The organism is Cupriavidus sp. DL-D2, from assembly GCF_039710735.1.
Taxonomy (GTDB): domain Bacteria; phylum Pseudomonadota; class Gammaproteobacteria; order Burkholderiales; family Burkholderiaceae; genus Cupriavidus.
The window spans coordinates 25,537-43,135 of the sequence record NZ_JBDKXK010000068.1 but is presented as its reverse complement, the minus strand read 5'-3'; the positions used below and the strand labels follow the sequence as shown (position 1 = coordinate 43,135).

The 17,599-nt window shown below is 61.7% G+C and carries 20 protein-coding genes and 1 pseudogene; 5 read left to right on the top strand and 16 right to left on the bottom strand.

Going from position 1 to position 17,599, the window contains the following annotated elements; translation table 11 throughout:
* Nucleotides 1-362: 362 nt before the first annotated feature.
* The 10 genes from ABDB81_RS25970 to ABDB81_RS25925 all read right to left on the bottom strand — a co-directional run bounded on the left by ABDB81_RS25970 (nt 363) and on the right by ABDB81_RS25925 (nt 7,471).
* The gene (locus ABDB81_RS25970) at nt 363-596 is read right to left on the bottom strand and encodes a type I toxin-antitoxin system ptaRNA1 family toxin (protein ID WP_346813976.1); all 234 of its coding nucleotides are present in this window, start codon (nt 594-596) and stop codon (nt 363-365) included.
* 63 nt (nt 597-659) lie between these two features.
* Nucleotides 660-917: a hypothetical protein gene (locus tag ABDB81_RS25965; protein ID WP_346813975.1), complete on the bottom strand. Its 258-nt coding sequence runs from the start codon at nt 915-917 to the stop codon at nt 660-662.
* 2 nt (nt 918-919) lie between these two features.
* Entirely contained in the window at nt 920-2,563 is a 1,644-nt protein-coding gene (trbL, locus tag ABDB81_RS25960; RefSeq protein ID WP_346813974.1) for a P-type conjugative transfer protein TrbL, read from the bottom strand.
* Nucleotides 2,560-2,829: an entry exclusion lipoprotein TrbK gene (trbK, locus tag ABDB81_RS25955; protein WP_346813973.1), complete on the bottom strand. Its 270-nt coding sequence runs from the start codon at nt 2,827-2,829 to the stop codon at nt 2,560-2,562. The genes trbL and trbK overlap by 4 nt, the downstream gene beginning before the upstream one ends.
* Nucleotides 2,830-2,844: 15 nt before the next feature.
* Nucleotides 2,845-3,630: a P-type conjugative transfer protein TrbJ gene (gene trbJ, locus ABDB81_RS25950; RefSeq protein WP_346813972.1), complete on the bottom strand. Its 786-nt coding sequence runs from the start codon at nt 3,628-3,630 to the stop codon at nt 2,845-2,847.
* A gap of 265 nt (nt 3,631-3,895) precedes the next feature.
* Entirely contained in the window at nt 3,896-4,267 is a 372-nt protein-coding gene (gene traJ / locus ABDB81_RS25945; RefSeq protein WP_346813971.1) for a conjugal transfer transcriptional regulator TraJ, read from the bottom strand.
* 321 nt (nt 4,268-4,588) lie between these two features.
* A complete protein-coding gene (locus ABDB81_RS25940) occupies nt 4,589-4,870 on the bottom strand; it encodes a TraK family protein (protein WP_346813970.1) in 282 nt (93 codons plus the stop codon).
* A 629-nt stretch (nt 4,871-5,499) separates the two neighbouring features.
* Nucleotides 5,500-6,369: a replication protein C, IncQ-type gene (repC, locus tag ABDB81_RS25935; RefSeq protein WP_346813969.1), complete on the bottom strand. Its 870-nt coding sequence runs from the start codon at nt 6,367-6,369 to the stop codon at nt 5,500-5,502.
* A complete protein-coding gene (locus tag ABDB81_RS25930; RefSeq protein WP_346813968.1) occupies nt 6,359-7,234 on the bottom strand; it encodes a helicase RepA family protein in 876 nt (291 codons plus the stop codon). The genes repC and ABDB81_RS25930 overlap by 11 nt, the downstream gene beginning before the upstream one ends.
* A gap of 3 nt (nt 7,235-7,237) precedes the next feature.
* Nucleotides 7,238-7,471, bottom strand: coding sequence for a DNA-binding protein (locus ABDB81_RS25925; RefSeq protein WP_346813967.1), 234 nt, complete (start codon nt 7,469-7,471; stop codon nt 7,238-7,240).
* A gap of 91 nt (nt 7,472-7,562) precedes the next feature.
* Between ABDB81_RS25925 and ABDB81_RS25920 the strand changes: the two genes are divergently transcribed.
* On the top strand, nt 7,563-8,543 hold the full coding sequence (locus tag ABDB81_RS25920; protein ID WP_346813966.1) for a LuxR family transcriptional regulator: 981 nt from the start codon (nt 7,563-7,565) through the stop codon (nt 8,541-8,543).
* A gap of 79 nt (nt 8,544-8,622) precedes the next feature.
* The gene (locus ABDB81_RS25915; protein ID WP_346813965.1) at nt 8,623-8,880 is read left to right on the top strand and encodes an AlpA family phage regulatory protein; all 258 of its coding nucleotides are present in this window, start codon (nt 8,623-8,625) and stop codon (nt 8,878-8,880) included.
* A gap of 83 nt (nt 8,881-8,963) precedes the next feature.
* Here the strand turns inward: ABDB81_RS25915 and ABDB81_RS25910 are convergent, their stop codons facing one another.
* The 4 genes from ABDB81_RS25910 to guaB all read right to left on the bottom strand — a co-directional run bounded on the left by ABDB81_RS25910 (nt 8,964) and on the right by guaB (nt 14,354).
* Nucleotides 8,964-10,175: a tyrosine-type recombinase/integrase gene (locus tag ABDB81_RS25910; protein WP_346813964.1), complete on the bottom strand. Its 1,212-nt coding sequence runs from the start codon at nt 10,173-10,175 to the stop codon at nt 8,964-8,966.
* 307 nt (nt 10,176-10,482) lie between these two features.
* On the bottom strand, nt 10,483-12,102 hold the full coding sequence (gene guaA / locus ABDB81_RS25905) for a glutamine-hydrolyzing GMP synthase (protein WP_137924620.1): 1,620 nt from the start codon (nt 12,100-12,102) through the stop codon (nt 10,483-10,485).
* Nucleotides 12,077-12,778 carry a hypothetical protein gene (locus tag ABDB81_RS25900; RefSeq protein ID WP_137924619.1) on the bottom strand — a complete coding sequence of 234 codons (702 nt, stop codon included), beginning with the start codon at nt 12,776-12,778 and terminating at the stop codon, nt 12,077-12,079. The genes guaA and ABDB81_RS25900 overlap by 26 nt, the downstream gene beginning before the upstream one ends.
* Nucleotides 12,779-12,890: 112 nt before the next feature.
* Nucleotides 12,891-14,354, bottom strand: coding sequence for an IMP dehydrogenase (gene guaB / locus ABDB81_RS25895; protein WP_137924618.1), 1,464 nt, complete (start codon nt 14,352-14,354; stop codon nt 12,891-12,893).
* Nucleotides 14,355-14,467: 113 nt separating this feature from the next.
* Between guaB and ABDB81_RS25890 the strand changes: the two genes are divergently transcribed.
* On the top strand, nt 14,468-15,427 hold the full coding sequence (locus tag ABDB81_RS25890) for a DMT family transporter (RefSeq protein ID WP_160472493.1): 960 nt from the start codon (nt 14,468-14,470) through the stop codon (nt 15,425-15,427).
* 97 nt (nt 15,428-15,524) lie between these two features.
* Complete coding sequence (locus ABDB81_RS25885; protein WP_160472494.1) at nt 15,525-16,094, top strand: DUF4124 domain-containing protein; 570 nt, start codon at nt 15,525-15,527, stop codon at nt 16,092-16,094.
* Between the two features lie 13 nt (nt 16,095-16,107).
* On the opposite strand, the gene ABDB81_RS25880 is transcribed toward ABDB81_RS25885, so the two are convergent.
* The gene (locus tag ABDB81_RS25880; protein ID WP_137924615.1) at nt 16,108-16,467 is read right to left on the bottom strand and encodes an RnfH family protein; all 360 of its coding nucleotides are present in this window, start codon (nt 16,465-16,467) and stop codon (nt 16,108-16,110) included.
* On the bottom strand, nt 16,451-16,891 hold the full coding sequence (locus ABDB81_RS25875) for a type II toxin-antitoxin system RatA family toxin (RefSeq protein ID WP_137924614.1): 441 nt from the start codon (nt 16,889-16,891) through the stop codon (nt 16,451-16,453). The genes ABDB81_RS25880 and ABDB81_RS25875 overlap by 17 nt, the downstream gene beginning before the upstream one ends.
* A 189-nt stretch (nt 16,892-17,080) precedes the next feature.
* On the opposite strand from ABDB81_RS25875, the pseudogene smpB reads away from it, so the two are divergent.
* Nucleotides 17,081-17,539, top strand: a pseudogene (smpB, locus tag ABDB81_RS25870) (SsrA-binding protein SmpB); the annotation flags it as partial.
* Between the last annotated feature and the right edge of the window lie 60 nt (nt 17,540-17,599).

Sequence of the window (17,599 nt, the reverse complement as noted above, 5' to 3'; positions counted from 1 at the left end):
AAAAGTGGGAGGCCACCATACCCGTTTACAAAGCGAACAGGAAAGTCAATGAAATCAACGGTCTACCCAGACCACCCCCGCGCCAGTGCTAGCTTTGCGTACCGTCACTTATTGCACTGAAAACGAGGAGACCCCAAATAGCGAAGCTGGCCAGCATCGCTATTTCTGGCGGTGCTGCAGGTAGATCTCATCGCCGGAATTGACGATGCGAGATCCACGCCAAGGGAAAGGTGCAGGGCGGCCGTCATCGCTCGATCTGGCGATGCTCGAGCACGCCGGCGCGCATCGTCGCTTCCGGCGATGCAGGCCCGAAAACGACAAGGGCGGCCACCGGCCGCCCTTGCTGCTCTTGGTGCGCGAGGCTACGCGGAGAGTGACTGCCGCACCGCATCCAGGGCCTGGCGGAAGTCGTCCCGCGTGGCCCGGCCCGTCTCGGCCTGGTAGTACAGCACCATGAACATATTGGCGACAGCCTCGGCCATCGGTGAGAGCTGCCGCGCCGCGTCCTGGTCGATCCAGTCCAGGGCCGCGAGCTGCGCAGCCGCATGATGAACTGCCTGGGTTGCGATTGCATTGGTAGGATTCAAGGTTGCCATGATTCACCTCTGTGGTAGGTGGGTTGTGGAAGTGTCGGCCGGCCCCACGCCGGCCGGCGCGCTTTACCGCTGGCCGCTGCTGTAGAAGCCGGCAGCTTCTGCCAGCGGCGTGTTCCTGTTGCTGCCGCTGTAGCTGTTGCTCGATGACCTAGCCGCCGGCCTGGTGGCCTCGATGGCAGAAGGAGCAGAGCGATCAACAAAGGCCGAGACTTCCGCCGCTGCATCAAGCTCGGTTGATTGATCGCCAGGCCGCTCAAACTCCACCGCCTGACGCTGCACCTGGTCGAACGCCAGGCAGTCGAAAAAGCCACTACGCTTCATAGTCACGCCTCCGATTTACCGTGCTCGCGGTTGGCGAACGCGGCCACTTCATCATGCGGGTCGGCAGCGGCCGAATCAGCTCCTGCCAGGTTGTTGCCGCTGAATGTCGGCACCGATTCGGCGGCGGCCTGGTCTTTCTCTGCACTCGCTCTGATAGCCGCCGCGATCTTCCCGCCGGTGGTGTCCGCGATGCGTTCGACAGCGGCATCGCGGATGCTGGCGGCCTTGGCTTTCGCAACCTCGCCGACGCCTTGCATCAGGTTCGCGCCGGCGTCGGCCGTCACGCGGCCCGCTGCGCCAAGCGCCGATGCCAGCATGCCGGGGCTGCCTGGTGCGGCCTGCTGGCCGCCTTGCTGGGTTTTCTTGCTGCCGGCTTCGTCGCCATCCTTCGAGCTGGAACCTCCACCCGATTTATCGGACTGCTGCCCATTGCCGCCACCCGAGCCACTGGCACCGCTGCCCGAGCTGCTGCCGAAACCGGCGGCCTGTGCAAGTGGTGTAGTGGTGCCCGCACCTGAGCTTGACCCGCCACCAAAACCGGCAGCTTGCGCAAACGAGCCTGCATCGCTGCCGGAGTCGGAGCCACCGCCGAGCATGGGCATTCCACCCGACTCGCCGCCGGCGCTCGACCCCGCTTTCTCGAACGCTGCTTTGACCGCTGACATACCGCCGGCGGCCGAGGCTGCACCACCCATCACGGCCGCACCGGCCACGCTTGCCGCACCGACGGCCATGCTCGCCGCGCCCATAGCCGCACCGATGGCAGCACCCGCGCCGAAGTTGCCGATGCCACCCGCGCCACCGATACCCGACCCGGTGATGATGCCGGCGATGAGAGGGGGCACACGATTGACCAGCATGAGCAACGCCACGCAGAAAACCAGCATCACGCCCAGCTCTTCAAAGTTCAGCGTGCCGGTGTTCATCCTGGCGTAGAAGCTGGAAAGCAGGTCGTTCCCGATGCCGACCAGTAGCACCATCGTCATGATCTGCACGGCCACGCCCAGCACGGTCTTGTAGTAGTTGATCGCCATGTCGGACGTCCAACGCGAACCACCGAAGCCGAGGAAGAAAATGCCGGCGTACATCAGCAGCCAGCCCGAGACGAGCAGCAGCAGCATATTCACGGCGACAACTGCCAGCAGGATCAGGATGCCAACGCTCAAGGCCACACCGATGAAGCTATCCACGGGCGACCAGATCGACGAGTTTGTGAACGCCTGCTTCAAGATCATGAAGCCGATATCCACGATGCCCGAGGGTGTCACCGAGGACACCCCGGATGCCTGCTCACCGATCCGGGCCAGTGACTGGATGATCGAGTTGGCAAAGGCCGGGCCGTTGCGCAGCAGCCAGAGGAAGAAGCCGAAGAACAGGATGAACCTGATGAACTCGGCAAAGAACTCGCCAATGTCGGCCTTGCGCAGCGCCATGAAGCCGAACGTGAAAACCAGCGAGATCGTGCCCAACGTCCAGAACAGGAACATCGCGGCATTCATCACCACGGTCTGCCAAGCGGCTGCTCGCGTGGCGAACTCCGTCACCACCTGGTCAAGCATCCCCTGGTTGGTGAGCTGGGCCGATGCGGCGGTGGAGTAGAGCGCGAGGGCGACGCCGATCAGCGCCGCCTTGTGCAGTGCTTTCATGGCTTCGCCTCCTTCTGGTCTTTCGGGTCGGCCAGTTCGAGCCAGTTCATGGGCTTCTCGGTCGGCGCGATGCCGCCGGCGGCCGGTGACCGGCGCGAGCACAGCCCGGCGAATTTCTCGCGCGTGGCCCTGTCCTCGATCTTCCTGATCGCCTCGATCTGGCAATTGGTGTCATTGACCTCTGGCATGGGCGGGATGGCCGGCTTGTTGTCGCAGCCGGCCACCAGCACTACCACGAGGCCGGCAAGCAGCATCGTTTTCTTCATGGTGCAGGGCCTCCGTCAGCGGGTCAGTTCAAGCCAGTTTCTCGGGCTGGCCGTGCGCTCGATCCTAGATTCCCTGGAAGTCGCGCCGGCGGCCTGCTGCTGCGCCTCAAGGTCGGCCTGCGCCTGCATCCTGGCGGTCGCGGCGTTCTGCTGCGCGATCAGCAAGCCACGGATTTGCAGGAGCTGGTTTGCCTGGTTGGCGGCGAGCTGGTTGGCGAAGCCGATGGCCTGCATCTGGCCGGTCGCGCCCTGTGCCGCCGACTGGAGCCGTTCGAGCTGGCGAGCATCGGCGGTCAGGTTGCGCTGCTGTTGCTCCAGACCCTTGAAAAGCGCGTCGTTCGCCTTCTTCTGGCTCTCGCTCGACAGGCGGCGGTTTTGCTCCATCGCGGCGCGCTCGGCATCCGAGCACCCGGCGGCCGAGAAGCACGGCGAGCTGCGGTAGTAGCTCACGTCCTGGAACTTGCCCAGGTAGGCGTCGAGACTGCCGAGCTGGTTCTTGTAGTAGTCCAGCGTGTTGACGGCATTCATCAGCCCGTTGATGGTGGACTGCGCCTGATCCCAGATGTAGGCCGCCGGGGCCATCGTGTTTTGCAGCATGTTCTCGTACTGCTGCAATTGGGTCTGGTACTGCTCAATCTGCTTGAGCGTCTGCGCCACCGACTCGATGGCCGTCATGACGTTCTGCACCAGGTTGCCGCCGTCGATGACGGGAATGCCGGCCTGCGCCGGGGTGATGATGATGCTGCCGGCCAGGACGGCAGCGAGCGCGGTTTTAGCCGCTAAAAAACGGACGTGCTTCATGGTTGCAATCTCCATTCGATGAAAGAAAGGCAATGCCTTGACCAAGCTCGCGCTTGCCCACAGCAAGGTTTCATCGAAGAGCTACGCCACTAGCCAATCGGTATCGCCCTTGGCACTGAGGCCCGGACTTCGGTGTTTCTGTTCTCGGCCCTTATGGGGTGTCCCTGGCCTTATGCGTCCTCCCGAGGGTTGATAACGCTCAGGCCGGTGGCCTGGAAGGGCCTTGTGTCGCGTCCAGCACACAGAAATTTAGCCGCTAAAACTCTCAACGTTCAGCCCTCGGCTGCACTACTGATTTCATAAGCCGGCTCATTTCGTCCTGGGTGGCCTCAATCCGACCCAGCAGGGCAAGGATCGTGGCATCGCCGAAGCGGGCCGTGCGCGGGTCGTCGGTGAGCCATAGTTTGAGCAAGCCGCCCAGGCGGCCAAGGTCGCCATTCACGCGCACCAGCTCGCGCACGTAGTGGTAGTCCATGACGCCCTTGACCTGGTAGCCCTGGCCCACGTCGCGCAGGTAACGCGCAACGCTAATCCCTGCCCTCTTGGCGTTCTCCTCGATCAGCTCGCGCTCTTCGGGAAGGCAGTACACCTTGATGGGCGGGCTGTTCTTCCGCGTGACCTTCTTCTCGTCGTCCATTCGTTCTCCAGCCGGCGGTAGCCGGCAGCCTCGCAGAGCAGGATGCCCCGTTGAGCGCCCCCGGCGCGAATAAGGGGAAGTGAAGAAGGACAACCCGCTTGCGGGTGGGCCTACTTCACCTATCCTGCCCGCCTTACGGCGTTGTTTTTGTCTCGTATGACTCATCGAATTTCGCGCTGTAACCGCACCGTTGCTTCGCAACAGCGCGCCAGCAGCGCGAGAATCGACGGAAATGTCCCATTTCCGCGCGCTTGCAGCGATCCAACAACCGATAACAGTGTTTCAGCCGCGCACTTGCAGCGATTGAACACGGGCCTTTCCTCACTTCGTGCTGCTCTGACTCATGGAGCCAGGTGGCGCATTGGTGATGTGCTGGCGAACGTATTTCAGGAACGTCTCATATCGAAAAGGGATACGGCCGGTTTCGCGCATGTGCTCCCAGATGATCTTGAGCGCGTAGCCGGCCTCCATCGCTTCCTTCACGTCAGCACGTGCTGCCATGAAAGCGACCAGGTAGTCCCTGCGCTTGATTTGCGAGGTCTGCTGCTGGAGAGCGAGCCGTGCGGCCAGCTCGTCGGGATAGCTGCTTTCTGTCGTCGCCATGTCCGTAAACCTCCGTTATCAACTGAACTACTCCGAAGGTTACGGAGTGGCGGCCTACACAACATTCCAATAATTGGCCAAATTGGTTGACATAGAGCCGATGGTACGGACACACCCATCGAAATTGCGATGGCAGCCCGGCATCACGGAAAAGTTGAACGCCAAGAGGGGGAGTACCCCCGAGCCCCCGCGTGGCCCCTCAAGTGTCAACAAACAGTTCGGGCCGCCATCTTGGGAAATGGTGATGGTGGCCAGCCTCGCCAGAAATGACGATGCTGCAGCTCGGTCGGCGCGCGAAAAATGGGCCAGCCTCATGTCGCGGGCGGGTAACGAATGGCACTGTTGTATGTTGTAGCGCGCTACAACATACAACATACAACGCCAGTCATTGACACTTGAGGGGCGCAGCGTTTTAGCCGCTAAAAAGAGCGGTCGGAGCTGACCACCCTTCTGGCGTAAAACTTAAAGACCGAATGGCCGTCCCATCGGCAAGGGCTTGGCGTCGCCCTAAAGGGCGGCGGCAAGTGCCGCGCCTAGTGGATGATCTTGGAAGATCATGGATGGAATTCACGAACTAGCCGTAAACCCGCACCGTTGCTGTGTTTTTCGGTTTTGGCCGGGGAACGTTGCTACGGGTGAAGGGGAGCGTTGCTACGGAGGTTGGGGAACGTTACTACGGGCTTTGGCCTGCCGATTTCCCACTTCCCTGTCGCATACTCGCTCACCTTCCAGCCCACGGCGGCAAGCTCGGCCAGAGCCTTGCGAGCCTTCTGGCGGCGCTTCTTCATGGCCTCGGCGTTCGCCTCGTCCGGCCAGACGTAACCAGAAAGAGTATCCAGCTCCACGCGCCCAGCTTTGCCTGGGTCAATCCAGCCGCATAGACGCTGGTGAATCAAGCGGGCCGGGTCGGTTTGCAATGCCCGTACCTCGGCCATGTCGATGCGGGTATGCGGCCGCCTTCCAAGAATCGCCTCCGTAATCTGAGGGTTCAGCGCGACGAATAGCCGCCCATCTTCCTCATCGAAGTCATGGCTCATCAGGTGAAAAGACTTGTGCCTAATCCCTTTGGTAACCATCACTGTCACGTTTGTCATGCGTAGCAAACACGCCTTTATCGCCCTGATGTTGTCGCCGCCATCAGTCAAACCGATCTCGCCTAGCAGACTGGTCATGCTCTCGCGCACGACAAGCGCATCCTCCCCTGCCGCATCGAACTTCGGTTCAAGAAGTAGACGGAGCTGCTTCGGCAAGTCCGCTGATGGCTCTGGCGTCAGGATGATGCCCTTCGGCCCTCCAAGAGCCACAAGACCTTGCAGCAGCCGCATGTCATCAGCACCAAGAGGCTCGAAGCCGACGAACCGCGCTTGTGCATTCTCGGCGTAGTGATATGTCACATCGAGCTTTAGCTTCTTCCGCTCACCGCGCTTGAGACTGCGGAACAAGCCGGGAACCAAGCAGTGCATTGGATCGTGCCTGGCATGGGTGAGGTCAAAAGCCATCGCCTCGCCTCCGGTCATCGCGCCCCTTCTCATTCCTGCTGACCTCATGCAGCTCCACCGGCACCAGAACGCCGCCAGTCTGCCGCATGTACCAGCGATCAAGCGGCGTGGCGTCGTAGTTCTGCTTGCTGACGCCGAAACGCACGAAGTAGCCGCGGCGCTCATTGCCGATGGGCTGCCGGTCGTGGGTGCGGTCGCTGAGGCGCTTTGCTTCGTCCTCGGTCATGCGGGCGACGTAACCGCACCACCTGGCATTGTCGATCAGTGCGGACGCACCACGCGCGGCCTGCTGCTGGTCGGTCTGCCCTTCGCGGGCGCTTCCCTTGCTGACGTGGTGCAGGTAGAGCACGGATGCGCCCGTGGTAGCCGCAACATGCTCCAGCACGGCCACGAGGTGGGCCATGTTGCCGTTGCTGTTCTCATCGAGGGTGTGAATGCGGCTCAGGGTGTCCAGCACGATCAGTCGCGCCCCTGCACCGTCCTCAATAACGCGGCGCAAGTGGGCCTTTTTCATGATGTCCAGGCGCTTGCCCATGATCGGCTCAAGCACGAGGTTCTCCGCGATGGTTTGACGAGCCGCGTGCCCGAGGTGCTGACCGATGGCGTGAATGCGCCGCACCAGCGCGGGCGGAGGGTCTTCCCCAGCCAGATAGACCACGCGCCCGGTGTGCGCGGGAGCAAGGCCAACGAGGTCGCCACCCGCAACGCTGCATGCGATGCTCATGGCCGCTTCCAGCGCCCAGAAGCTCTTACCCGTGGCCCCTGGGGCGACAAGCGCGCCGACAGTTCCCGCGAGGAAGCCGGGCCATATGAAGTCCAGCACCGGCGGTTCGTGCTCGAACGCCGCCAGTACATCAATCGCCATTCCTCAGTTCCCCGTTCCGTACAGGGACTCGTCGCTCAACGCCTCGGCGATCTGCGAGGTTCGGAAGTAGACCCGCCGGCCGATCTTCAAGCGGGCCTTGTTGATTCGCTGCGTCCAATCGTTCGTCGCGCGCAGGCTGATCCGCAGTCCGTCCGGTGATCGATCCAGGACATTGGCGAGCTGCGCCATGCTCAGCAGCGGGCCGAAGCGTTGCAACAGCGTGTCTTCTATCGTCATTGCGTAAACCTCCGTTATTAACTGAATGGCTACGAAGGTTAGGTGCTATTGGGGGTTGCCTACATCTTATTAGTTGTCCAAAATGGTTGACATGAAGACCGATTCGACCATTGTCATCTGGGAAGGCTGCGATCCCGCTGTCTCGAAGGCCATCGAGCAGTTTGAGGATTGCTGGCGGCCGTATTCCGCTTCCTCGCGGCGCTACCCCATCGTTCGGCTGATACAGGAACTCATTGACCCCGCCGTGGCTGCGTACACGGCGGCGCTGCCGCAACGCTACTTGGGCCATATCCCCGGAGCAGGGACAGGGGTGAGCCTCAGCGGGATCATTCGACTGGTGGGACTTGATGCGATGGTTCGCATGCAGCGGCAGTTGCTGCGCCAGTTCATCAAAACGGAAGACAGGCAGACCCCAAGAGATCAGCGGTTTGTTGCGACACTCGAATCGTTGATCGGGCTTGTATGGGACTGCGCCTGCAAACGGCCGACGAAGTCAAAGGTGCGGGACACCCGATTGAATGGCGAACGCCTCCAGGGGTTCTGCCGGTTCTGCGGATCACTCGCCGAACTGACCTCATTCGCCGGTGGGAACGATGATCCGAAGGCGGACGATCCAGAGGAAAAACTTCGACTTAGCAGCCTGTATTGCCTAGATCACCGGCCTAAATTGCCGAGCGGCGCATGGAACCCTGTCTACAGACAAGCAAGGCGATCCCTGGCGCAATTCGACCTCGAACTGGCGAGGCTCAGCCAGCAATGCGCGAAGCCGGCCACTTCCCAAGTGAAATCGGGCGATCAACTGGTTGACAGCTACTTCTTCCACTACGTCGCGGGCCAGACCTTACAACCAGCGGACAAGGCAGAGTTGCGCAATCAAGCGCGCCTAATGGTGGACTCGAAGCTATCGGACCGTAAGAAGCAGATGCTGATGCTCCAGTGGTCTGGATTCAATCAGTCGGAGATTGCGCGAAAGCTAGGCATCGAGCGCCAGGCGGTATCGAAGGCGCTGGCGTCGATCCCCGCAATGTTCCACTTGCGTGCAAAATCGCGCTCTCGGCGTCAACCTAATTGACCAACTAATAGGACGAAACAATCCGCATTGCCAGGCACTATCAGGCACATGTTCGCAAGTGACTGAAAGAGGCCAGGGGATGCAGGCAACGACAAGTAAGACGCTCATCAATCGCAAGAAACTGCTGGCGATGATCCCGCTGTCTGAGCGCACGATTTTCAACATGGAGCAACGCGGGGAGTTCCCGCGCCGGATCGCACTCACCAGCCGAAACGTCGCCTGGGACTTGACCGAGGTCGAGGAATGGATTGAGGCGCGCAAGGCGTCGGGCACTCAGGCCATGCGCCCCGGATTCACTCCGTCGCCAGTGGCAGGCGGTGCTGTTGCCGCTTTTTAGCGGCTAAAACGCTGCGCCCCTCAAGTGTCAATGAAGCCCGAGGCGACGCCTCGATGCGCGGGCGGCGACTGCCTACCCTGCCTTCAACTGACCGATCCCTTCGGCCGTTTCAGCGTCCATTCGTCGATCATGTCCGCCCAGTCCTGCAACATCGCCGTGCGCTGCTCGCGATACTCGGCCTTGTTGTAGACGGCCCTGACGCCCTTCTGTTCGTGGGCAAGGCACTTCTCGATCCAATCGGTGTTGTAGCCAGCTTCGTGCAGCAACGTGCTGGCCGTTCGCCGCAAGTCATGTGGGCCGAACTTGGCGAGTGACTTCCCTTCCTTCTGCGCCAGTCGATACGTCAGCGTCAGTACCTGGTTGAGCGTGGCGCTGCTCATGGGTAAGTCCGAGTCATACCGCGATGGCAGCACGTAGTCCGATCCACCCGCGAACGTTTTCAGGGCAATGAAGATGTCTAGCGCCTGTCGGGACAGGAACACCAGGTGCGGATTGCGCCGCTTCATCCGCTCCTTCGGGATCGTCCAAAGCGCATCACTGAAATTGATCTCGTTCCAGGTCGCATTGGTCAGCTCGCTCTTGCGCACCATCGTCAGCAACAGCAGCTTGGCCGCCGCCCGGATGGATGGCGTCGTGCCGATGCGCTCCATGTACTGGTACATCAAGCCGATTTCGTCGGGCGTCAGCGCACGGTCGCGCGGCTCGAATTTGGCAATGGACGTTGGGCGCACCAGTTCTGCCGGGTTCTCGACCTTCTGGCCGCGCTCGATGGCCCAGCGATAGACCTGCAACACCACTTCGCGGGCATGCACCGCAGTTGCCGGTGCGCCTCGCTCCACGATAGCATCGGTCAGCGCGCGCAAGTCCTCGTGGGTAATCTCCACCAGCTTCTGATTGCCGAATTTCGGCTTCAGCTCGCGCTCGTAGACTGAGCGGCGCATGTCGCGGGTGGAATCGGCCATCTGGTAGCCGCGCAGCCACTTTTCCGCCCAAGCCCCGAACGTCTCCGCGTCCTTGACACGGGCCTTGTCCCGCGCCTTCTCCTTGGCTGGCGACTTCCCGGCCGCGATCATCTTCTTGGCCTCGCCCAGCCGCTCGCGGGCTTCCGCCAGGCTGATGCCCCCAACACCGTAGCGGCCGAAAGTGATGGTCTCCTGCCGGCCGTGGATTGAGTAGTTGTAGCGGAATGAGATCGCCCCGGCGGGCGTGACGGCCACATAGAGGCCATCGCGGTCATTTTCCTTGTAGAGCTTTTCCCTCGGCTTGAGGTTGCGCAGCTTGGTATCGGTCAGCATGGTTCTCGCCCTGGTTTGGCTCAAATACCATGATCTAGAATCATCCCCATCCTGGCGTAAAAACACAATGAAATCATTGTGTTACGTCATGTTGATACCATGAGCACCAGAAGGGTAGCTACATGGTATCGATGGAACCTCATGGCATCGGAGCATTTAATGCCATTCATCATGCCATGAAAAAACAGTGCTTGGCGATACCGAAGATTGCCAGACAGTGCCAGACAAAATCACAAAAAAGCCCGCAACGACGCGGGCTTAGGTGTGTTCTGGTGCTACTAGGTGCCAGCCGATGCCAAACGCCCAATCACTCCCACTCGATCGTCGCAGGCGGCTTGCCCGATACGTCGTACACCACGCGATTCAGGCCACGCACCTCGTTGATGATGCGATTCGAGCAACGGCCCAGCAGCGCGTACGGCAGGTGTGCCCAGTGGGCGGTCATGAAGTCAGTGGTCTGCACGGCGCGCAGGGCGACCACGTAGTCGTACGTGCGGCCATCCCCCATCACGCCAACTGACTTCACCGGCAGGAACACCGCGAAAGCCTGGCTGGTCAGGTCATACCAGCTCTTGCCTACCTGGTTCGGCTCGCACATGCCCGCGGCGGCGTCCTGTTCCGTGGCGATGGTCTTGCGCAGCTCCTCGATGAAGATGGCATCGGCACGACGCAACAGGTCGGCGTAGTCGCGCTTGACTTCGCCGAGGATCCGCACGCCCAGGCCCGGCCCCGGGAACGGATGGCGGTAGACCATCTCGGGCGGCAGGCCCAATGCCACGCCAAGTTCGCGGACTTCGTCCTTGAACAGGTCGCGCAACGGCTCCAGCAGCTTCAGGCCCAGCGTTTCCGGCAGGCCACCCACGTTGTGGTGGCTCTTGATCGTGGTGGCCTTCTTGGTCTTGGTGCCGCCCGATTCCACCACGTCCGGGTAGATCGTGCCCTGCGCCAGCCACTTGGCATTGCTCAGCTTCTTGGCCTCGGCCTGGAAAACTTCCACGAACTCGCGGCCGATGATCTTGCGCTTCTGCTCGGGATCGGTCACGCCGGTCAGATGACCGAGGAACTGCTCGGAAGCATCGACGTGAATCACCTTGGCGTGCAGGCGCCCGGCAAACATGTCCATCACCATCTTGCCTTCGTCCAGGCGCAGCAGGCCATGGTCGACGAACACGCAGGTCAGTTGATCGCCGATGGCGCGATGAATCAGCGCAGCGGCCACCGACGAATCCACGCCACCGGACAGGCCCAGGATCACCTCTTCGTCACCCACCTGCTCGCGAATCTTCTGCACAGCTTCCGTGATGTGATCGCGCATGACCCAGTCCGCCTTCGCGCCACTGACCTTGAGCACGAAGCGCTCGATCATCTCGCGGCCCTTCACGGTGTGCGTGACTTCCGGGTGGAACTGCACGCCGTAGTAGCCGCGAGCCTCGTCAGCCATGCCAGCAATCGGGCAGCTCGGCGTCGAGGCCATCAGCTTGAAGCCCTCGGGCAACGCCGTCACCTTGTCACCGTGGCTCATCCAGACCTTCAGCATGCCGTGGCCTTCCGGCGTGGCAAAGTCCTCGACCCCGTTCAACAGGTTCGTATGGCCATGGGCGCGCACCTCGGCGTAACCGAACTCGCGCGAATCGCTCCACTCCACCTTGCCGCCCAGTTGCACGGCCATGGTCTGCATGCCGTAGCAAATGCCCAGCACGGGCACGCCGAGATCCCAGACGGCTTGCGGTGCGCGCAGCTGATGGTCTTCGTACGTGCTGGCGTGGCTACCCGACAGAATGACGCCCTTTGGCGCGAATTCGCGGACAAACTCGTCGGTCACGTCGTTGGGATGAATTTCGCAATAGACATGCGCTTCGCGGACGCGGCGCGCGATCAGCTGCGTGACTTGCGAACCGAAATCAAGAATGAGGATTTTGTCGTGCATGATGTGCAGTTGGCGTTGCTTCCGGATCTTCGTCGGGCATCACTTCGGTGCCCGGACCGTAGCCAGGCGGCGGTGTGATGATCGGCTCGCGCCGGTATTCGGGGGATGCGGGGGACGTGGCCGCGCGTGTCGGACGCGGGGCGCCACGGTCGTACACGTCGGTCACGTCGCTTACGTCAGTCACGTCGCGGGCGTCGCGGACATCGGTGGCGTTGTTCGGATAATAAACCTCGGCGGGCCGCACTTCGCGCGCCGCCCTTGCCTGTTCGGCGAGTTCCCGCTCACGCAGCCGTACCTTCTTCGCAGCCGGGATCTGCACGATGGCGAAAAACAGCAGCATGGCGGCCATCGTCAGCAGCCATACCTTGCCCGCACCCTGTACGGGCATGTCCAGAAACAGCGTCCAGACCGCAATAAGGATCGCGCTGACCAGATTCACCCAGCCCACCGTACGCGCCACCGGCACCGTCAGATGACCGTTGATTGCGGCCGAGAACAGCAGCCAGGACATGCCGATCGTAGCAGCGCCCAGCAACTGGCCAAACAGCGCCGGCTCCGGCACAGGCAACTGCAAGGCGGCATAGAGCGTGGTGAACGGCGACATCAGCAACAGCATGCCGAGCAGCAGGTCGAGCAATGCGTCAAAAAACAGGACGGCTCGCAGCAATACCTTCATGAACAGGCGCTCCTTCTTGCGGCGCGGCCGCGTGGCCCCGTCAACATCGACGTAGCCAGCGCGGCCGTGGTGCCCCGGGGCCGGCATATCCGGCCAGGGGCTTGGGACTCGGTCAGTCGATACGGTAGTTCGGGGCTTCCTTGGTGATCTGCACATCGTGGACGTGCGACTCACGCATGCCCGCGGCGGTGATCTGGACGAACTCGGCGCTCTCGTGCCAATTCGGGATCGAGCTGGCTCCGCAATAGCCCATCGAGGCGCGGATACCACCAGTCAGTTGGTGGATGATCGCCTGCACCGGACCCTTGTAGGCCACGCGACCCTCGATGCCTTCCGGCACGAGCTTGTCGACGTTCGCAGTGTTGTCTTCCTGGAAGTAGCGGTCTGCCGCGCCATCCTTCATGGCACCCACCGAACCCATGCCGCGGTAGCTCTTGAACGAGCGCCCCTGGAACAGGAACTCCTCGCCCGGCGCTTCCTCGGTACCCGAGAACATGCCGCCCATCATCACGGTGTGTGCACCGGCTGCGAGGGCCTTGGCCACATCGCCCGAATAACGGATACCGCCGTCGGCGATCAGCGGCACGCCCGTGCCCTTGAGCGCTTCGGCAACGTTCGACACGGCGGTAATTTGCGGCACACCCACACCGGCCACGATACGCGTGGTGCAGATCGACCCCGGGCCGATACCGACCTTTACGCCATCTGCACCATGCTCGACCAGCGCCAGCGCGGCTGCACCGGTGGCGATATTGCCGCCGACCACTTCAACTTGCGGGAAATTCTGCTTGACCCAGCGCACGCGATCCAGCACACCCTGGCTATGACCGTGCGCAGTATCTACGACGATGACATCGACGCCGGCCTTGACCAGCAGTTCCACGCGTTCGTCATTATCGGGACCCACGCCCACTGCGGCGCCTACGCGCAGTTGGCCATGCGCATCCTTGCTGGCCAGCGGGTTGTCCACGGCCTTCTGAATATCCTTCACCGTGATCAGGCCGCGCAGCTCGAATGCACCGTTGACGACCAGCACACGCTCCAGGCGGTGGCGGTTCATCAGACGCTTGGCTTCCTCGAGCGGTGCACCTTCGGCCACGGTCACGAGTTTCTCGCGCGGGGTCATCTTGGCGCGCACCGGGGCGTCGAGTTCTTCCTCGAAGCGCAGGTCGCGGTTGGTAATGATGCCGACTACGGTCTTGCCCTCGAGCACCGGGAAACCCGAAATGCCATGCTGCTGCGACAGTGCGATCACATCGCGCACCTTCATGTCGGGCGAAATGGTGATCGGATCACGCAGCACACCCGATTCGTAGCGCTTCACGCGCGCCACTTCACGAGCCTGGTCAGCGGGCTTCAGGTTCTTGTGGACGATACCGATACCGCCGGCCTGGGCCATGGCAATGGCGAGGCGAGCCTCCGTCACTGTATCCATGGCGGCGGACAGCAGCGGAATATTGAGTTCGATCGAACGGGTCAGTCGGGTGCGGAGGGAAACATCCCGGGGCAGGACGGCCGAATAGGCCGGGACGAGCAGCACGTCATCGAATGTGAGTGCTTTCTGGACAAGACGCATAGCGAATCCTCTAGGCGCAAAAGCAGATTATACAGGAATGCAGGATTTGCTGATGCGTTCCTGCAATGCGTTTGCTATTCTCGGCCTCCTTTTTCAACGGCGCATCGGAGACCATGGGAATCGGCGTATTGTGCGGCCTCCTGGCCGGGGCCTTCTGGGGCATGGTCTTCATTGCACCCAAGCTGCTGCCCGCATTCTCTCCATGGGAATTGGCAATCGGCCGCTATCTCGCTTACGGGATCGTGGCCTGCGTTGCCGCCCTACCGCTGATGCGTCGCATTGCCCGCAAGCTTACGCGCGCCGACTGCATCGCCCTGCTGCGTCAGGCGTTCACGGGCAATCTTCTCTACTACGTGCTGCTTGCGTTTGGCGTGCAACTGGCAGGCGTCGGCCCGACTTCACTGATCATCGGCATCCTGCCGATTTCGGTCACGCTCATGGGCCGGCGCGATCATGGCGCCGTGCCGCTTGGCAGACTGGCTCTTCCGCTATTGGTGGTGGCCGCAGGCATCGCCTGCATCAACATCGACCTCTTCACTGGCGGCGACGGCGCGCAGGGTGCCGTCGCGGGTGCGCTGGCCCGCCCGGCCTGGCAGAAGCTGGCCGGCGTTGTCTGCGCGGCGGGGGCGTTGATCTGCTGGACGCTATACGCCGTGGACAACGCACGCTACTTGCAGCGCAATCCACAGTTCAGCGGAAATGAATGGTCCGCGCTGTATGGGTTGTCTACCGGACTTGTCTCATTGATTCTGGCTGTGGTGGGCTGGCTGGCCTTCGCCGACCATCTGACAGCGCCCGGCAGCGGTCGGGAATGGCAGTGGTTCTGGACGGTCAACGCTGCCGTTGCGCTTGGCGCGTCGCTTATTGGCAACAATCTCTGGAACATCTCGAGCCGCAGATTGCCATTGACGCTATCGGGTCAGATGATCGTATTCGAGACGCTTTTCGCGCTGGCGTACGGTTTTGTGTTCGATCACCGCTGGCCGCGACCACTGGAAATCGCCGCCATCGCTTTGCTGATGGTGGGTGTGGCATGGTCGGTCCGCTTGCACGCGACGGACAAGGCTCAGTAGACTAGCGCAATGCCGCACGGGTCACATCGCTGTCAACCCCACCGGCGCATGATGTCCATCACTCTTGCAACCTGCCTGACCTGCTCACGACTTCGCCATGAAACGATCCGTGCTGTATCCGCTGATTGCTGCAACGCTCGCTGCGCTTGTGCCGGGCACCGCCATCTCGCAATGGCAATGGACGGATGCCAACGGGCGCACCGTCTACAGCGACGTGCCGCCCCCGCTGTCTGTGCCGGCAAGCGCGATCAAGGCTGCGCCCGGGCGCTTTGCCGGGGCCTACCGGCCGGTCGAAGCCGAGGGCTCTGCCACCGAGATCCAGAACGACGGCAGAACGGCAGCGAAAGCCGCAAAGCCCGGCGAGCCGCGTATGCAGTCCGTGAGCACCAAGAGCAAGGGCGAGAAATCGGGAGACGCTGACGAAGCGTTCCGCGAGCGTCGCGATGCGCGGATCAAGGCTGATTTGGAAGCTGCGACGAAGGAACGCCAGGATCTGGCACGTCAGGAGAAATGCCAGGAAATGCGCAACTATGCGACGGGCCTCAGCCAGGGCGTCCGCGTATCACGATCCGGTCCGGACGGTGCGCCACAGCGACTCAATGACGAGGAGCGCTCCGCCGAAATCGCCCGGATGAACGAGTCGCTGAGCCAGCACTGCACGAGCTAGGCCCCCGGCAACATCAGTCGCCCGCCCCGCCGCGCAGCCATTTCTGGCCTTCCCGAATGCCAGTGGCTGTGGCACGGGTTTTCTGCACACGCTTGCGGCGCGCCTGCTTGGGATCAGCCGTCAAGGCACGATAGACTTCGACACGATCTCCCTCGCGCACCGGGGTGTCAATGGTCTTGAGCTTGCCGAAAATGCCCACGCGCATCGTGGTGGGATCCACTTCCGGACACGTGGCGATCAGTCCGCTGGACTGAACGGCCTGCATGATCGTAGTGCCTGCGGGCACCGCCACGGATTCGAGGAATACCGTATCGGGCCGCGCGTAGCAGACCGAGAGACGTACGGTGCCGCCGGGCTCAGGACTTGTCGGCATACACTACCTCGGCACGCTTGACGAAGGCATCGACGAAGGTATTGGCGATGACGCTGAAGGCCGGCCCGATGATCTTTTCGAGCAGAACGCTCGAAAACTCATAGTGAAGGTGAAACTCGACCTTGCAGGCATCGGCTCGCAGGGGCGTAAATCGCCAGCAGCCATTAAAGGTCTTGAAAGGACCGTCTGCGAACGTCATATCGATACGCGTCGGCCGCTCCTGGGTATTGCGCGTATGGAAATACTGCTTGATGCCACTGAAATGGATGTTGATCTTGGCATCGAGCAAGGTCTCGGTCTGTTCGAAGACCTCCACTCCGCCACACCAGGGCAGGAATTTTGGATAATCTTCCACGCGCGTGACCAGGTCGTACATCTGTTCGGCGGAGAAACCGAGCAGTACGGATTTATGGACGTCTGCCATGTATTCGGATCGCAGGCCCCGCGAAACTGGGCTGGGGCCGGGTGGTTTGCTAGAATCCCGATTTTAGCCGACAGCCGCCAACACGGCACGCCCGGCTTGGCCTGCGCACCACACCGCTGGTTCGACAACCGGCCACACACCAGATAACCGGCCACCTGACAGACCAGGCGGCCCGCAAAGGATTCCACCACCCGCATGACGATCGCTGACAACAAGAAAGCCTTTTTCGACTACTTCATCGAAGAGCGCTATGAGGCCGGGATCGTGCTGGAAGGCTGGGAGGTCAAGGCAATCCGCGCAAACCGCGTCCAGATCAAGGAAGGTTACGTCGTAGTCCGCGACGCCGAAATGTTCCTGATTGGCGCCCACATCAGCCCGCTGCAGAGCGCCTCCACCCACGTCACGCCCGACCCCGTCCGGACGCGCAAGCTACTACTCAAGGCCGAAGAGATCAAGAAACTGATCGGCAAGGTGGAGCAACGCGGTTACACCCTTGTCCCGCTGAATCTCCATTACACGCGTGGCCGGGTGAAGTGCGAAATCGGCCTCGCCAAGGGCAAGAAACAGTTCGACAAGCGCGAAACCGAGAAGAATCGCGACTGGGAACGCGAAAAGGCCCGCATCATGAAGGGCGGCACCAAGGAGTAGGTCCGCAGTTGCGGCAAAAAAAACGGAGGCCAAGGCCTCCGTTTTCTATGGTGCACAGGA

Excerpts from the sequence above, each read along its gene's own strand:
- ABDB81_RS25970 (WP_346813976.1), bottom strand. The coding sequence starts at position 596 with ATGGCAACCTTGAATCCTACCAATGCAATCGCAACCCAGGCAGTTCAT.
- ABDB81_RS25965 (WP_346813975.1), bottom strand. The coding sequence starts at position 917 with ATGAAGCGTAGTGGCTTTTTCGACTGCCTGGCGTTCGACCAGGTGCAG.
- trbL (WP_346813974.1), bottom strand. The coding sequence starts at position 2,563 with ATGAAAGCACTGCACAAGGCGGCGCTGATCGGCGTCGCCCTCGCGCTC.
- trbK (WP_346813973.1), bottom strand. The coding sequence starts at position 2,829 with ATGAAGAAAACGATGCTGCTTGCCGGCCTCGTGGTAGTGCTGGTGGCC.
- trbJ (WP_346813972.1), bottom strand. The coding sequence starts at position 3,630 with ATGAAGCACGTCCGTTTTTTAGCGGCTAAAACCGCGCTCGCTGCCGTC.
- traJ (WP_346813971.1), bottom strand. The coding sequence starts at position 4,267 with ATGGACGACGAGAAGAAGGTCACGCGGAAGAACAGCCCGCCCATCAAG.
- ABDB81_RS25940 (WP_346813970.1), bottom strand. The coding sequence starts at position 4,870 with ATGGCGACGACAGAAAGCAGCTATCCCGACGAGCTGGCCGCACGGCTC.
- repC (WP_346813969.1), bottom strand. The coding sequence starts at position 6,369 with ATGGCTTTTGACCTCACCCATGCCAGGCACGATCCAATGCACTGCTTG.
- ABDB81_RS25930 (WP_346813968.1), bottom strand. The coding sequence starts at position 7,234 with ATGGCGATTGATGTACTGGCGGCGTTCGAGCACGAACCGCCGGTGCTG.
- ABDB81_RS25925 (WP_346813967.1), bottom strand. The coding sequence starts at position 7,471 with ATGACGATAGAAGACACGCTGTTGCAACGCTTCGGCCCGCTGCTGAGC.
- ABDB81_RS25920 (WP_346813966.1), top strand. The coding sequence starts at position 7,563 with ATGAAGACCGATTCGACCATTGTCATCTGGGAAGGCTGCGATCCCGCT.
- ABDB81_RS25915 (WP_346813965.1), top strand. The coding sequence starts at position 8,623 with ATGCAGGCAACGACAAGTAAGACGCTCATCAATCGCAAGAAACTGCTG.
- ABDB81_RS25910 (WP_346813964.1), bottom strand. The coding sequence starts at position 10,175 with ATGCTGACCGATACCAAGCTGCGCAACCTCAAGCCGAGGGAAAAGCTC.
- guaA (WP_137924620.1), bottom strand. The coding sequence starts at position 12,102 with ATGCACGACAAAATCCTCATTCTTGATTTCGGTTCGCAAGTCACGCAG.
- ABDB81_RS25900 (WP_137924619.1), bottom strand. The coding sequence starts at position 12,778 with ATGAAGGTATTGCTGCGAGCCGTCCTGTTTTTTGACGCATTGCTCGAC.
- guaB (WP_137924618.1), bottom strand. The coding sequence starts at position 14,354 with ATGCGTCTTGTCCAGAAAGCACTCACATTCGATGACGTGCTGCTCGTC.
- ABDB81_RS25890 (WP_160472493.1), top strand. The coding sequence starts at position 14,468 with ATGGGAATCGGCGTATTGTGCGGCCTCCTGGCCGGGGCCTTCTGGGGC.
- ABDB81_RS25885 (WP_160472494.1), top strand. The coding sequence starts at position 15,525 with ATGAAACGATCCGTGCTGTATCCGCTGATTGCTGCAACGCTCGCTGCG.
- ABDB81_RS25880 (WP_137924615.1), bottom strand. The coding sequence starts at position 16,467 with ATGCCGACAAGTCCTGAGCCCGGCGGCACCGTACGTCTCTCGGTCTGC.
- ABDB81_RS25875 (WP_137924614.1), bottom strand. The coding sequence starts at position 16,891 with ATGGCAGACGTCCATAAATCCGTACTGCTCGGTTTCTCCGCCGAACAG.